Annotated in this window: 14 protein-coding genes; 8 read left to right on the plus strand and 6 right to left on the minus strand. The window is 70.7% G+C overall.

The genetic code is table 11. From position 1 onward, the window contains the following. Positions 1 to 5: 5 nt before the first annotated feature. Positions 6 to 1067 (plus strand): DUF917 domain-containing protein, encoded by a 1062-nt coding sequence (locus tag ACWEIJ_RS42240; protein ID WP_449842923.1) that lies wholly within the window; start codon positions 6 to 8, stop codon positions 1065 to 1067. Beyond that, entirely contained in the window at positions 1064 to 2602 is a 1539-nt protein-coding gene (locus ACWEIJ_RS42245) for a helix-turn-helix domain-containing protein (protein WP_449842924.1), read from the plus strand. Before ACWEIJ_RS42240 ends, ACWEIJ_RS42245 begins: the two co-directional genes overlap by 4 nt. On the opposite strand, the gene ACWEIJ_RS42250 is transcribed toward ACWEIJ_RS42245, so the two are convergent. Next, positions 2599 to 3444 carry a helix-turn-helix domain-containing protein gene (locus ACWEIJ_RS42250; RefSeq protein ID WP_449842925.1) on the minus strand — a complete coding sequence of 282 codons (846 nt, stop codon included), beginning with the start codon at positions 3442 to 3444 and terminating at the stop codon, positions 2599 to 2601. The two genes, ACWEIJ_RS42245 and ACWEIJ_RS42250, sit on opposite strands and share 4 nt — an antisense overlap. Before the next feature lie 20 nt (positions 3445 to 3464). Between ACWEIJ_RS42250 and ACWEIJ_RS42255 the strand changes: the two genes are divergently transcribed. Then, entirely contained in the window at positions 3465 to 3830 is a 366-nt protein-coding gene (locus ACWEIJ_RS42255) for a hypothetical protein (protein WP_449842926.1), read from the plus strand. Between the two features lie 151 nt (positions 3831 to 3981). After that, positions 3982 to 6051, plus strand: a complete 2070-nt coding sequence (locus tag ACWEIJ_RS42260; protein ID WP_449842927.1) for an AAA family ATPase — start codon at positions 3982 to 3984, stop codon at positions 6049 to 6051. On the opposite strand, the gene ACWEIJ_RS42265 is transcribed toward ACWEIJ_RS42260, so the two are convergent. From ACWEIJ_RS42265 to ACWEIJ_RS42275, 3 genes are read right to left on the minus strand one after another with little or no spacing between them, the layout of a single operon-like run. Beyond that, positions 5975 to 6769, minus strand: a complete 795-nt coding sequence (locus ACWEIJ_RS42265; protein WP_449842928.1) for a sensor histidine kinase — start codon at positions 6767 to 6769, stop codon at positions 5975 to 5977. The two genes, ACWEIJ_RS42260 and ACWEIJ_RS42265, sit on opposite strands and share 77 nt — an antisense overlap. 60 nt (positions 6770 to 6829) lie before the next feature. Beyond that, on the minus strand, positions 6830 to 7588 hold the full coding sequence (locus tag ACWEIJ_RS42270; RefSeq protein ID WP_449842929.1) for a class I SAM-dependent methyltransferase: 759 nt from the start codon (positions 7586 to 7588) through the stop codon (positions 6830 to 6832). Positions 7589 to 7622: 34 nt separating this feature from the next. Next, entirely contained in the window at positions 7623 to 8579 is a 957-nt protein-coding gene (locus tag ACWEIJ_RS42275) for a hypothetical protein (protein WP_449842930.1), read from the minus strand. A 126-nt stretch (positions 8580 to 8705) separates the two neighbouring features. On the opposite strand from ACWEIJ_RS42275, the gene ACWEIJ_RS42280 reads away from it, so the two are divergent. Continuing rightward, a complete protein-coding gene (locus tag ACWEIJ_RS42280) occupies positions 8706 to 9836 on the plus strand; it encodes an ROK family transcriptional regulator (RefSeq protein WP_449842931.1) in 1131 nt (376 codons plus the stop codon). 37 nt (positions 9837 to 9873) lie between these two features. Beyond that, complete coding sequence (locus tag ACWEIJ_RS42285) at positions 9874 to 11457, plus strand: endo-1,4-beta-xylanase (RefSeq protein WP_449842932.1); 1584 nt, start codon at positions 9874 to 9876, stop codon at positions 11455 to 11457. Here ACWEIJ_RS42285 and ACWEIJ_RS42290 read toward each other — a convergent pair. Next, positions 11424 to 11804, minus strand: coding sequence for a nuclear transport factor 2 family protein (locus tag ACWEIJ_RS42290; RefSeq protein WP_449842933.1), 381 nt, complete (start codon positions 11802 to 11804; stop codon positions 11424 to 11426). The two genes, ACWEIJ_RS42285 and ACWEIJ_RS42290, sit on opposite strands and share 34 nt — an antisense overlap. A gap of 66 nt (positions 11805 to 11870) precedes the next feature. Between ACWEIJ_RS42290 and ACWEIJ_RS42295 the strand changes: the two genes are divergently transcribed. Continuing rightward, positions 11871 to 12311: a MarR family winged helix-turn-helix transcriptional regulator gene (locus ACWEIJ_RS42295; protein WP_449842975.1), complete on the plus strand. Its 441-nt coding sequence runs from the start codon at positions 11871 to 11873 to the stop codon at positions 12309 to 12311. Between the two features lie 3 nt (positions 12312 to 12314). On the opposite strand, the gene ACWEIJ_RS42300 is transcribed toward ACWEIJ_RS42295, so the two are convergent. Continuing rightward, the gene (locus ACWEIJ_RS42300) at positions 12315 to 13229 is read right to left on the minus strand and encodes a DUF4082 domain-containing protein (protein WP_449842934.1); all 915 of its coding nucleotides are present in this window, start codon (positions 13227 to 13229) and stop codon (positions 12315 to 12317) included. A 43-nt stretch (positions 13230 to 13272) separates the two neighbouring features. Between ACWEIJ_RS42300 and ACWEIJ_RS42305 the strand changes: the two genes are divergently transcribed. Then, positions 13273 to 14505 (plus strand): SLC13 family permease, encoded by a 1233-nt coding sequence (locus ACWEIJ_RS42305; protein WP_449842976.1) that lies wholly within the window; start codon positions 13273 to 13275, stop codon positions 14503 to 14505. Position 14506: the final 1 nt, after the last annotated feature.

The following is a 14506-nucleotide window of genomic DNA, read 5'->3' on the forward strand; positions in this document are numbered from 1 at the left end:
CGCGCATGCACCTGCTCCAGCCCGACGAGGTCGACCAGCTCGCCCTGGGCGTGGTCATGCTCGGCAGCGGGGGTGGAGGCGGCGAGCGGGAGACCTACGCGTTCGCGGCCATGCTTCGGCAGGAAATGCGGCAAAGCGGGCCGGTCACGGTGCTTTCACCGGAAGAGGCCGATCCGGACGGTTCCGGTGCGCGCGTCGGGCTGATCGGCGCGCCGACGGTGATGATCGAGAAGCTGCCGTCCGGCCAGGAGGCCGAAGACGCGCTGAAGGCGTTGCAGGCGCACGACTCCACGCCGGTCACGGCCGTCATCGGGTGGGAGGCCGGCGGGTGCAACGGCCTGTTGCCGCTGATCCTGGCCGCTCGCCTCGGGCTGCCGTACGTCGACGTGGACGGCATGGGGAGAGCGTTCCCACGGATCGACCAGACGACCTACGACGCGGCCGGGCTGCCCACGATCCCGTTGGCCATCACCGAACCCGGCGGTAACCGGGCGGTCCTCGACGCGACCGGCATCGAGAAGCTCGCGCGCACGGTGATGGTCGACTTCGGCGGCTGGGCGATGATGGTCGCGAAGCCGTTGAAGCTCGCGGACGCCGTCAAAGCGGGTGTAAAGGGCTCGCTCGCGAGGGCGCTGGAACTCGGTGAGATCTGGTCCAGGCGTACGGTTTCCGTCGACGAACGCGCGAAGGCCTCCGGTGGTTTCCTCGTGGCACGGGGAAAGGTCGTCGAGGTGTGGCGCGAGTCCGTCGGCGACTTCCCGCGCGGAACGGTGGCGCTGCGGTGCCTGGACGCCGACGACGCGTACGTGCGCCTGGAGATGCAGGGGGAGTACCTCGTCGCGCTCGCGGACGGCGAGCCGCTCGTGACGACTCCCGACCTGCTGTGCTGCCTGGACGCGGAGTCCGGCAAACCGGTGTCGACCGAGCGGCTCGCGTTCGGTGCCGTCGTGGACGTGGTAGCGCTCCCATCACCGGCGCGGTGGGTGCGCGCCGACATGCTCGGACGGGTCGACCCGCGGGCGTTCGGCTACGACCTCGACTACGTGCCGTTCCGGGAAGTCCCGTGATCGACGACGCCGACTCGCTGACCGTGCGCGACCTGCTGGAGATCGGCGTGCTCGGCGAGGCGTGCCTGCTGGCGGGCGAGCGCGGCGTCGGCACCGAGGTCACCGACGTGCGGCTGGCGGCCGACATGACGGCCGTGGAGGCGTGCTCGGCCGGCGACCTGGTGATCCTCACCGGGCACCAGCCGTACCTCGTCGAGGTGGCGCTGCGCCGGGCCTACAGCGCCGACGTGCGGGCCGTCGTGCTGGTGCGGTCGTCGACCGGCGGCTACCAGCCGCCGTCCGCCGCGACGGTCTCGTTCGCGAACCGGCTCGGCGTCCCGTTGCTGCAGATCAGAGCGGACGACCCGCTGCTGGTCGCCGACTCGTTGCGCACGGCCGTCCGCCGCCCCGAGGTCGCTGCGGCCCGGCTGCTCAACGCCGTCACCACGAGGCTGGGCCGCAGCAGGCCGGACCCGCGGTCGGTCATCACGATCCTGTCCGGCGAGCTGCACGTGACGTGCGCGGTGATGAGCGCGGACGGCACGGCGATCGAGGGCGTGTCCCCGCCGGGCCTGCCGCCGGACCTGCTGTCCGGCTCGGTCGCCACCACCGTGGAGCTGCCGCAGGGCGTCGCGGTCGCGGTGCCGGTCGAGACCGACCGGACCGGGCACGTGCACCTGTGGCTCGTCGCGCACACCCGCGGCCGCAACAAGCGCTGGGCCGAGACCGTGCAGCAGATCAGCCAGGTCGCGTCCTGGGCGCTGGGCAACTGGGTCGCCGCCGAACGCCTGGAGACCGAGCGCCGGGCCCGGTCCCGCGGTTCGCTGCTCGCCGAGCTGCTCGCCGCGGGGGACGACGTGCCACCGCAGCTGGTGCAGCAGGCGGTGCTGGCCGGCTGGCGGCTCGACGGCTGGCACACGGGCGTCTACGCGATGCCGAACCCGCCGTCGCCCGGCATCCTCGACGCCGCCCACACCGAACGCCTGCGCGTCGAGCTCTCCCGGCGCGGCCTGCACGGCCAGCTGGTAGAGGGTGCGGAGGGCTGGTCGTTCTGGCTCACCAACGACGCCGAGCCGCCTCAGTCGCAGCACCGCGAGCTGACCGCGAAACTGGCCCAGGCGCTGGGCTCCGGCAACCTCGTCGCGGGCGTCGGACGGCCGCATCCCGGGGCCGCCGGGGTCGGCCGGACGCTCGCCGAGGCCCGGGAGGCCGCCGCGATGACGGGGCCGGCGAAGGTCGTGCACATCGACGAGCTCGGCGTGCGGCGGTTGCTGTCGATGGCGGCCGAGACGCCGGCGCTGGTGGAGCAGGCGGCGCGGCTGCTGGAACCGCTGGCGGGCGTGGAGGACGGGCAGCTGCTGCGCACGCTCGCCGTGTACCTCGACGAGGAGTCGGTGACGTCGACGGCGGCCGTGCGGCTCAAGGTGCACCGCAACACGGTGGCGCAGCGGATCAACCGGGCCGAGCAGCTGCTCGGCGTGAGCCTGCTGAACCCGGACGAACGGCTGGCGGTGCACCTGGCGTGCCGGGCCGTGCGCGCGTCGGACGAGACCTAGGCGTCCAGCTCCTTGTACAGGTCGGTGAGGAACACCCTGGTGTCCGCGCGGCTGAGCGCCGCCTGCCGCAGCTTGTCCCACTGGTGCCGGTACCTGGTGATCTCCGCGGTGCCCCTCGGCTCGACGGACCTCCCCATCAGCTCGATGTAGACGAAGTTCCGCGCCCGGTCGGCGAAGTCCAGCAACGTGAAGTCGCCGGGCAGGAAGTCGATGTCGGCGTCGAACGGCAGGACGTGGATCGACACGCCCGGATACCGGTCGCCGATGCGCAGCAGCTCGGCGACCTGGTCGAGCGCGACCGCCACGCTGCCGTGCACCCGCCGCCGCACCGACGACTCGCTGAGCAGGTACTCGAACCGCGGTCCGCCGTCGAGGTCGAACAGCTGCTTGCGTTCGAGGCGGGCGCGGATCCGGTCGGTGATCTGGGCCGGGTTGCGGATACCGGCCTGGCGGAACATGTACTGCTCGGACTGCAGCACGCCGGGGATGCGGTCGCCGTGCACGCCGCGGATCAGCACGGCTTCGCGCTCGGCTTCGAGATAGCGCCGCACGTGCAGGGGAATCGCACCCCGCCACGTGCGTTGCCGTGGTGCGGCGGCCGCGAGCGCCTCCATCTCCGCGGCGACCTCGGGCGGGATGCCGAGCGCGGTGACGATCGCCCGCAGGTCGTCGATCTTCGTGCCGGCCAGGCCGCGTTCGATTCGGTTGATCTTCGCCTGGCTGCCCCTGATCAGCTTCCCGAGCCGGGCCTGGGACATCTCGCGGTCCTTGCGGGCGATGCGCACGAACTCGCCCAGTTTCTCTCGTCGCGACCGCGGCGACACGGGTTCCGAGCCTGCCACTGACTCTCCACTCGAACGAGGTGATCGGTCAGGCGGCCATTGTGGAAAGCAGACGATCAGCGCGGCACGCGGTCCGCGAAAATGGCCTTGTTTTGGCCATGATTGCTCAATGGCGCCGCACGAACCGCACGAAGTCGGCCCAGCTCGTCGCCTTGAACGTCAGGATTGCTCCATCGGTGTGCTTGGAATCGCGCACGCAGGAGCGTCCTGGGTGGCTGAGATTCACCTCGACGCAGTTGTCGCCCGCCGGACTGCAGGCCCGTGCCCGTTTCCACGCCTTTGCCGTGGACATGATCCACCCCCTTGACCGTGAACGCACCCAATCATCTCAGGTGGTCGCGACCGCGGTTAACCGAATTGCGCTTCTCACCCCGCGCGCGGGGTGAGATGCGGTGAACGGTTGATCGCGGTCGTTCAGCGGCGAGCGTTCAACGCCGGGCCGAACGCATACGCCGAACTATCGCCGTTACCGGCTTGAGATCGGTGATTCCTTCGCTAGGGTGCTCACCTTCGACCGATTCATCCGGAGTCCGCCGCGTGAGTGATGACCAGTCGTCGCGCCCAGACCTGCCGCCGGGAGCGACGCGAAACAAGATCGAGGCCGGTACGGCCCGCACGGTGTTCCAGGCCGGCCAGATCGGCGGCGACCTCGTCTTCAACGGCGTGCCCGGAGTGGAACCCCAGCCGGGACTGGTGTCGATCGCGCCGCCGTTCGACCGGCTCGTCGGCAAGATCCACGGCCGGGAGCACGTCATCGCGCACCTGCTCGGCGTCGCGCGAAGATCCGGTGGCGCCTCGGTCGTGCTGCACGGCCGGGGCGGCTGCGGCAAGACGTCGGTCGCGCTGGAGACGGCCAGACGGCTGACCCGCGACGAGACGAAGATCCGCACCTGGTGGGTCGACGCGGGCACTGCGGCCGGCCTGGAGGCGGGGCTGCGGGAGGTCGCGTTCGACGCCGGCGCGTGCCCGAGCGACATCGCCAGGGCGTGGTCGGGGGAGAGCTCGGCGGTCGAACTGCTGGGGAAGGTGCTCGCGGCCGCGCGCTGGCCGTGGTTGCTGATCATCGACGACGCCGACGACCACCGTGTGCTCAAGGCGTGGCGCCCGGCGCTCACCCAGGCCAGGGGCACCGTGCTGATCACGTCGCGGGACGGCGGTGAGACGAGCGGGCGCGGTGCCGCCGAGCTGATCCTGATCGGGCCGCTGAACGAGGAGAGCGCGGTCGAGCTGCTGCAGTCGGCGGCACCGACCGCGACGGGGAACGCGGCGGAGCTGGCCCGCGCCCTGGGCTACCTGCCGCTCGCGCTGCGGCTGGCCGGTCACTACCTGCACGCGGCGCGCAACTTCCCGCCGCTGGCCGCGGTCGCCCTGCCGCGCGACTTCGACCAGTACCGCGTCACGTTCCAGCAGCGGTTCGCCGACCTCGACCGGTTGCACGAGATCGGCAGCGGGCTGTGCGAGCGCGAGTTGTTGTTGCGCACCTGGGAGCTCTCGCTCGACCTGCTGGCCGAACACGGCGAGCCGCTGGCGCGTCCGTTGCTGCGGTGGCTGTCGTTCTTCGAGCAGGCACCGGTTCCGTGCGTGCTGCTCGATCACCGCGTGCTGTCGCAGTCCTCGTTGTTCCCCGAGGTCAGCGAGCTGGACCTGATGCGGGTGCTGGTGCTGCTCGCCGACTTCGGCCTGGTCGAGCAGGCCACCATGACCGATCCGCGCTCGTCCGGCGTGTCCGTGGCGTACCTGAGCGTGCACCCGGTCATCCGCGAGGCGAACCGGCACCAGACCGACGTGCAGGAGGACTTCCACGCCTATCTCGCGCTCTGCGTCGCGGCACTGGACGGCTGCACCAGCTATCTGTCCACATCGGACCCGCGCCACCTCGCGCAGTGGGGCGTGCTCAGCCCGCAGTGCGCGTACATCGTCGACCGCATCCACGACGCGCGCGCCACGTTCGCCAACGCGGAGCAGTGGGAGCTCATGGGCAGCCGGCTCACCTGCGCGGTGGCCCAGTTCGCGCGCCTGTCGCGGTCGTACGCCTTCGGTGAGGCCATGTTCCGCCACGCGCTCGTGGTCAGGCTGCGCTACCTCGGGTTCGGGCACCCGGAGGTGCTGACGGTACGGCGCGAGCTGGCGCGGTTGCACTGGGAGCGCAACCGGGCGCGATGCTCGATCGAGGAGTACGCGGCACTGGCCGACGACTGCGCCGAGAACCTCGGCGAGGTCGAGCTGACGCTGGCGTGCCGGCTCGACCTCGCGCTCATCCGCGGGCACTTCGGTGAGGTGGAGACGATCGTCGACGAGTACCGGGCCGTCGTGCGGCTGAGCAGGAAGCTGAGCGGCCGCACCGACCTGATCGGCCTGTCCGCGCAGGTCAGCCTGGTCAAGGAGCTGTGGGACCGCGGGGACGAGTCGTGCCTGGCCGAGCAGTTCCGGCTGTGGTCGATGCTCAAGGAGATCGACGGCGCCCTGCCGATCCCCCTGCAGGACCTGCGGACCGCCATCTGGCGGCAGCTCTGGACCTGCGTCGCGTGGTTCAACGGCCGGTCGGCACGAACGCCGGAAGCACCGCGTCCACCTCGAACCCGCCGTCGTCCGTCGGGCCCGCGGTGAGCGTGCCGCCGACCATCTCCACCCGGCCGCGCAACCCGAGCAGCCCGTTGCCGGAACGCGGCGGCGCGGTGCCGGGCGTGGACGACGGCGCGGTGTTGCGGATGACGGCACGGACGCTGCTCGGTCCACAGTGGATGGTGATCTCGGTGTGCGCGCCGGGGGCGTGCTTGTGCACGTTGGTCAGCGACTCCTGGACGACCCGGTACATCGTGCGGCGCACGGCGGGGGAGATGGTGTCGGCGTCACCGTGCTCGGTGAGCGTCACCTCCAGGCCCGTGGCGGCGGAGTCGGCCACCAGGTTGGCGAGACGGTCGGGCAGCACGTCCGGGATGCGCGCCTTGCCGCCGGACCGCAGCACTCCGACCATGTCGCGCAGCTCCGCCAACGCCTGACAGCCCGCGGTGCGAAGCCCTTCCGCGGCCTCGCGCGTGCCGTCGTCCTTGGCCGCCACCCGCAACGCGCCGGCGTGCAGGACCATGAGGTTCAGGCGGTGGGTGACCACGTCGTGCATCTCGGCGGCGAGCCTGGTGCGTTCGTCGGCACGTGCCTGCACGGCCCGCAGGTCGCGCTCGGCCCGTTCCGCGCGCTGGACGAGCCGGCGGCGGCTGAGCAGGTAGAGGGCCGCGAGCCCGGCGATCATCAGGAACGCGATCACCGCGCCGGAGATGTCCGGCGCCGCCACGGGCAGCTCCGGTGCGAGGTCTCCTGCCCGCTTCACACGTCTGACGATACTGGCGGGTAGGGGCTCCGGATCACCTACGGGAGCAGGGCCTTCACCCTACTTTCGCAGGTGGCGACCCTCGTCGATTTCGCCTGCCGGACGCGTACGTCCGTTCGCTGCACGGAACAGCGCCGTCCAGAGGAACGACTTGCCGAACACCGGGGACTGCGCGGGTTGCTCGGTCATCCGGCGCAGCTCGATCTCGGCGTGGCCGGAGAAGATCCACCGCAGGTCGGCGGGCTCGTAGCCGACCCCGCCGCTCAGCTCCCGCCGCCGGTACAGCTCGGCGTCCGGCGCGGCGGTGCCCTCGTCGGCGGTGAAGCACGTCAACGCGAAGTGGCCGCCGGGTTCGAGCACGCGGTCCAGCAACGCGAGGTAGCTGATCCGGCGGTGCGGCGGCAGGTGGTGGAAGCAGCCGGAGTCGTAGATCAGGTCGTACGAGCCCTCGGCCGCGAACGCGTCGCCCTGGCGGAACCGCACGTCGAGGCCCTCCGCGCGTTCACGGGCCCAGGCGATCGCGGTGGCCGAGAGGTCCACCGCGTCGACCTGGAACCCGTGGCGCGCCAGGAAGATCGCGTTGCGGCCGGGTCCGCAGCCCACGTCGAGCGCGCGGCCCGGCTTGATCAGCCCGCGGTCGAGGTAGCTCACCAGGTTCTCGTCGGGCTTCGCCGCGAAGAACGGGACCTCGCGGCCTCGGTCGGCGTAGAAGCGGTCCCACCAGTCGCCCGCCCGCTCGGTCCAGCGGTCGGCCTCCGGTGCGAACAGACCGTCGAGCAAAGTGAGGACGTCGTCGACCGTCCTGATGTGCCGATTCAACCAAACCCCCAGGTAGATCGGCCCTCAGTCTACCTCAGAGGCCACCTTCGGAGAGTCGTTTGCGGTAGCCGCGAGCCCCCTCTGAGCCGACGTTCTCGTTGTAGTCGACGCCGCTCGGGTTGGTCTGCACGTGGTAGTACGTGGCGCCCCAGAGGTTGCCCGCGACCGAGTCGTCGAAGTGGATGAAGTTCCCGTACTTGTAGCCCTTCTGGTACGGGGTGAGCCCGGTGGTCCTGATCGAGTACTCGGTCGCGATCACCGGTTTGCCTGACCACTTCGAGGCGCACCGCGACAGGGTTTCGGCGTAGGTGAGCTCGTTCCAGCTGCCCTGGTTCGCGAAGCTGCCGTCGGCCGCGTTGCTGTAGAAGTGCACGCCGACGAAGTCGCACTTGGCGATGGCGTTGACGAAGTTCGGGTTGGCGTACCAGGTGTCCGGGTTCGTGCCCTTGTTCGGCGAGAGCGCGGTGCCGCAGATCTTGGCTCCGGGGAACGCCTCCCGGATGCGGTCGACCGTGACGCCGAGGTTGTAGCCGTAGACCCACGGGTCGGTGACGCGGATGTTCGGCTCGTTGCCCAGCTCGATGATGCACTTGTCGGCGCCGGAGCGGATGCTCTTGTACTCGAAGAAGCGCGAGTCGCGGATCTCGGCGACCGCGCGGTTCGGGTCGATCACGTTGTCGGTGTCGCCGGTGGTGGTGCGGACGATGAGGAAGTTCGTCGCACCGGCGGCGGTCCAGACGTGGTCTCGGTAGTTCGCCCACGGGCCGGGGCCCGGCATGCCCCAGCCGGTGACGACCTTGGCGAGGTTCGCGGACTGGTTGGTGATCGCGTCGAGCCAGGTCTGGTAGCCGTCGGTCAGCAACGGACCGTGCGCCCGGTAGTGCGGAACGGCCAACGCCTTGCCCGGCAACGAGACCATGCCCGCCGCCGCGACGGCGCCCGCCGCCAGCCTGCCCACCGCTCGGCGGCTGTACTGCTTCTCGCCGGCCATCACCGGTCTCCCTTCGTCGAGGAACGCCGTCAGGCAACAGCGCCGGGGTATGAGGGCCGGTATGCGAGCGGTATGTGAACAAGTACCCCTGGACACCGGTAACGTCTCGTTACTAGTTTGGCGGGCATGACAGGAGCCGTCACCGGCGCGCACGTCCGGGAGACCAACGTGCAGGCCGTGTACCAGGCGATCCGGCGGGCGCACCCGGTCACCCGCGCGCAGCTGGCGCGGTATCTGGGGATGAGCAAGCCGACCGCGAACCGGGCGATCGACGCGTTGCTCGGCGCCGGGCTGGTCGAGGAGGTCCCGAAACCGGAGAACGCGGCGGGGTACGACGCGGTGTACTTCGGGCCGTGCGCGACCGCGGCCACGGTGCTCGCGCTCGACCTCGGCAGCCGGTTCCTGCGCGCGTGCGTCGCCGACCTCGACGGGACCGTGCTGGCGCGGCTCGACCAGCCCGTGAGCAGCAACGAACCCGCGCACGTGCTGGAGGTGGCGAGGGACGTGCGGGACGAGCTCGTCGCCGTGACCGGGGTCGCGCCCGAGGTCGCCACGATCGGCATCGGCGGCGTGATCGACCCGCGCACCGGGGTCGTCCACGACGCCAACCAGGACGCGCTGGAGGGGTTCGCCGCCAAGGCCGAGCTCGCCGGCGCGCTGGAGCTGCCGGTGATCGCCGAGAACGACATCAACCTCGCCGCCGTCGGCGAAGGCTGGCGCGGGGTCGGTCTCGGCGTGCGGAACTTCGCGTTCCTGTCGATCGGCAGCGGGGTCGGCGCCGGGCTCGTGCTCGGCGGCGAGCTGCACCGGGGCGTCAACGGTGCCGCGGGCGAGATCGACCACGTGCCGGAGGGGCAGCGGTTCCGGTCCGACAGTCCCGCCGCGGACGCGTTCCTCGCGCACGTGTGGCAGCACTCCGACTTCGTCACCGCGGAAGAGGTCATGATCGCTGCGCGGGAGCACGACGAACGGGCGCTGCACCTCGTCGCGTGGGAGGCGGCGCGGATCGCCGAGCACGCCGCCAGGATCACGGCGGTCGTCGACGTGTCGCTGATCGTGCTGGGCGGCGGCATCGGGTTGAACGGCGACCTGCTCGTCGAACCCGTGCGCGCCACGCTGAACGGCCTGTCCGCCTACCCACCCGCCGTGGAGACGTCCCGGCTGGGCGAGGCCGCCATCCTCACCGGTGCCGTCGCCACCGGGCTCACCACCGTGCTCGCCGATCTCGTCGCCACCAGGGTTTCCGCCGCCGGCTGAGTCGCCGCCCACCACAGGAGAGGGCTCGATGCTGCCCATGTTCGCTGCACTGATACTCGCGGCCGGGGTCACCCCGGTCGCTGCTCCCCAGGCGTCGCTCGATCTGCTGAGCGGTCAGGACTGGGGTCGTTTCGCCGGTGCCACACCGACTTCGGACGGGGTGCGGATCCGGCCGCTGGACCGGTGGATCGTCGCCACGGAGGGCCAGCGCTCCCAGCCCAACCCGCCGGTCAACCTGCTCGGGCCGCGGCTGCTGGTCAACGGCGCGTTCGAGGTCGACGCGACCATGTCCGGTTCCGGCTATCTGCAGCTCTACGGCTCGCCGCCGATCATCTACGACGAGTGGCGGCAGGAACCGCCGAGCGTCCGGGTCGGGGTGATCGGCGGGCAGCTCGACGTGGCCGTGTGGAACGGCAAGGGCGACAAACCCGTGCAGACCAAGAAGTTCGGCTCCGGGCTGTCCGGTGACGTGGCCGTGCGGGTGAGGCGGTCCGGTTCGTCGTTCGAGTTCTCGGCCGGCGGCAGGCAGCTCGGCGGCGTGCCGGATCCCGGCGTGTTCTCCTCGGGCCAGGTGTGGTTCGGCGCGGACGGGTCGTGGACGCTGAAGTCGTTGACGGCCACCGGTGCCGCGGGGATCCGCACGGCGCCGGACTGGAAGCAGAAGACCGTGCCCGGCTCGTTGCGGTCACGCGCGGAAGCGTTGCCGCGCAAGATGGGTGTGGGCAGCGCACTCGCCGTGGCACCGCTCGTGGCCGATGACGCCTATCGGGCCACCGCGGGTGAGCAGTTCAACCTGATCACGCCCGAGAACGACATGAAGCCCCAGTTCGTGCAACCGGCGCGCGGGGTGTTCGCGTTCGAGGAGGCCGACGCGATCGTGGACTTCGCGCGTGCCAACGACATCGCGGTGCACGCGCACACGCTGGTGTGGTTCGAGGCGCTGCCCACGTGGATGAGGTCGGCGCCGGACAAGAAAATCGTGATGACGGACCACATCAAGGCCGTCGCCGGGCACTTCAAGGGCCGCGTCGCGGAGTGGGACGTCGTCAACGAGCCGATGAACGAGGACAACGCGGATGGACTGGAACACAACCTTTGGTACCAGGCCATGGGAGCCGACTACATCGCCCAGGCCTTCCGCGCCGCCCGGTCCGCCGATCCCGGCGCCGTGCTGTATCTCAACGAGTACGGCGCCGAGCAGGAGGGACCGCGCTGGAAGGCTCTGCACGCCCTGGTGAAGAAGCTCCGGCAGGACGGCGTGCCGATCGACGGCGTGGGCCTGCAGAGCCACGAGTACGAGGCGGCCGACCGGGTGCCCGCGGAGACGTTCCGCAAGCACGTCCGCGCGCTGGCCGATCTCGGGCTGAAGGTGCGGGTGTCCGAAATGGACGTCACGACGACCGACCAGGCCTTGCAGGCCAGGCAGTTCGGTGAGCGGCTCGCCGTGTGTCGGCAGGAGGTCAACTGCACGGGGTTCACCTCGTGGGGCTTCACCGACCGGTACGGCTCGACGGCCACGACGAAGCGCTACCCGCCGGTGCCTGGCAACGCGTTGCCGTGGACGTCGTCGATCACGCCGAAGAAGGCTCACACCGCCATGGTGAACGCGCTGGGCTCGTAGCAGTCGAACGTCTCGATCGACCTGATCAGCTCGTCGCGCATCTCGACGAACTGCGCGATGTGCGCGACGAGCCGATCACCTGTGCGCAACACGCCGGTCCAGGTCAGCCGGACGACCACGGTGTCGCCGCAGCGCAACGTCGAGTGCACGTCGTACTTCTGGCTGGACAACAACTCCACGCCCTTCCTGGAGCCCGCGAGCATCTCGTCCAGCGGTGTTCGCGCGCCGTTCGGCTTGATCAGGTTCGGGTGCTCGACGGTCACGGCGTCGGTGGTGAAGAACCGGCCCAGCTCGTCGCCGGACTGCCCGGCTTCGAGCGCTCGGTGCAGCGAGTGAATGGTCTCCATTCCCACAACCATAGTTGTACAACCCCGATTGTACAACCAGAGTTGTACAATGGTGCGGTGGATCTGATGGACCTCGACCTCGCGACCCTCGCCCACCTCGCGGGCAGCTCGGCGAACGATGCGATCCTGCGGCGGTTGCACGAGATCGGGCACTCCGGTGTCCGCGTCTCGCACGGGTACGTGATCCAGCACCTGATCGAGGGTGCGCCGACGGTGTCCGAGCTGGGTGAGCTGCTCGGCGTCACCCAGCAGGCCGCCTCGAAGCAGCTGCTGGAGCTGGAACGCCTCGGCTACGTCGAACGGTCGCCGGACCTGGAGGACAGCCGGATCCGGCGCGCGCACCTCACCGATCGCGGCAGGCGGCTCGTCGAGGACAGCCGGCGGTTGCGCCGCGAGCTGGACCAGCAGGTCGGTGACCGCGCGGCGAAACGGGCGCTGATCCGGTTGCTGGACGCGACCGGCGGCACCGACCGCGTGCTGCGGCGAGCGGTGCCACCGGTCACGTGAGGCTCAGGCCGTGCCGAAGATCGGCTGGACCCAGTAGTTGGCGGCGTGCCAGGTGTCAGTGGGGAATCCGCCGCCGTAGCTGTACACGCCGGCGTTCACGGGCGCGTAGAACGGCGTGTGCGCGACGCCGCCCACGAAGTAGTTCTCCGTTGACACGTAACCACCTGCGGGCGTGAAGTAGGAGACGACGTACTCGTTGCCCGCTTGGACGGGAACCGGCGTGCCGAACGTGATGCGCTGGTAGTACTCGGCGCCGGGGGCGGCCTGGGACGCGAGCAACGTGCCGTCCGCGGACCACACGTGAGCGGTGATCGGCCCGGTGTAGGCGCCGCGGCGCAGTGCCAGACCGGCGAGCGCGCCGGTGCGGTCGACGGTGGTGCGCAGGCCGACTTCGACGGCCTGCGTGTCCGGGTCGAAGACGTCGGGTTCCGTGGTGTCGCCGAAGAAGAAGGTCGGGTTGGTCACCGGCGGGGTCGTGCTGCCGCCGACGTGGACGGTGCGCGACACGGTGACCGGACCGGTGGTCGACTCGGTGTGGGCACGAGCCGTGATCGTCAGCGGGCCGGGGGTGGTCGGCGTCAGCAGGAACGTCCACTTCTCGGTGCGCGCGTCGGTGGACGTCCACGTGGCGCCGTCGTCGGTGGAGACGTCGACCTCGGTGATGCCGGCGGTCTCGCCGTTGAAGGCGCCGCCGATCAGGAGCAGCGGCTCGTTCACCGGGACGGAGACGCCGTCGGTGGGGGCGTAGAGCGTGGTGTAGGGGTGGTCGTCCGCGAACGCCGGGGTGGGAGAGATCAGGGCAAGGGCCAGCAGCGGAACCGCTAATCGTCTCATGTACGCCAGATCGTCCTGGTTCGTGACGTGGTTACGACGCAGCTCACGACGCAGCTCACGACGCAGCCGCACGTCGCGGCCCATAAGGTCAGCGACGGTCGAGACGTGAGGAGGACCGGTGCTGGCGCTGTCGGTGGTGCTGCTGGCGGGCGTGCTCGTCTGCGCGGTCGTGCGGCCGTGGGGCTGGCCCGAGGCCGCCGTGGCGGTGCCCGCGGCCGTCCTGGTCGTGCTGGCCGGAGCGTTGCCCGTCGGGCACGCGGTGGACGAGGCGGTGCGGCTCGGGCCCGTGATCGGATTCCTGGCCGCGATCCTCGTGCTGGCGCAGCTGTGCGACGACGAAGGTCTCTTCCAGGCGTGCGGCACCTGGATGGCGCGCGCGTCCGGCGGGCGGCCGCGGACGTTGCTGGGCGGTGTGTTCGTCACGGCGTCGGTGATCACGGCGGTGCTGAGCCTGGACGCCACGGTCGTGCTGCTGACGCCGGTGGTGTTCGCGACGGCGGCCCAGCTCGGTGTGCGGCCGAAACCGCACGTGTACGCGTGCACGCACCTGTCCAACAGCGCGTCGTTGCTGCTGCCGGTGTCGAACCTGACGAACCTGCTGGCGTTCGCGTCCAGCGGCCTGAGCTTCACGCGGTTCGCGGGGCTGATGGCGTTGCCGTGGGTCGTGGCCATCGGGATCGAGTACGTGGTGTTCCGGCGGTTCTTCCGCACCGATCTCGACGCGCCCGCCCACGCGCCGGCCGAACGGCCGCCGGGGGAGCTGCCGGTGTTCGCGCTGGCGACGGTGGGCCTGACGCTGGTCGGGTTCGTCGTGGCGTCGGCCACCGGGATCGACCCGGCCTGGGCGGCGTGCGCGGGGGCGCTGGCGCTGGCGGTGCGGGCGCTGGTCCGGCGCCGCACGTCCGTGCTGAAGATCGTGCAGTCCGCGTCGTTGCCGTTCCTCGCGTTCGTGCTCGGCCTTGGGATCGTGGTGCGGGCGGTGGTGGACAACGGGCTCGACGACCTGCTGCGGCACGTCGTGCCGAGCGGCAACGGCCTGGTCGCCCTGCTCGCGGTGGCGGCCGTCGCGGCCGTGCTGGCCAACGTGATCAACAACCTGCCCGCGGTGCTCGTGCTGCTGCCGTTGGTCGTGCCGCTCGGGGCCGGTGCGGTGCTGGCGGTGCTGCTGGGCGTGAACCTGGGGCCGAACCTCACCTACGCCGGGTCGCTCGCGACGTTGCTGTGGCGGCGGATCGTGCACGACCACGACACCGAGGTGAACCTGCCCGAGTTCACCCGCCTGGGTCTGCTCGCCGTGCCTGCCACCCTGGTCGGTGCGGTCGTGGCACTGTGGGCGTCCCTGCACGTGATCGGAGGATGAC

Source organism: Lentzea sp. NPDC004789 (genome assembly GCF_053601075.1).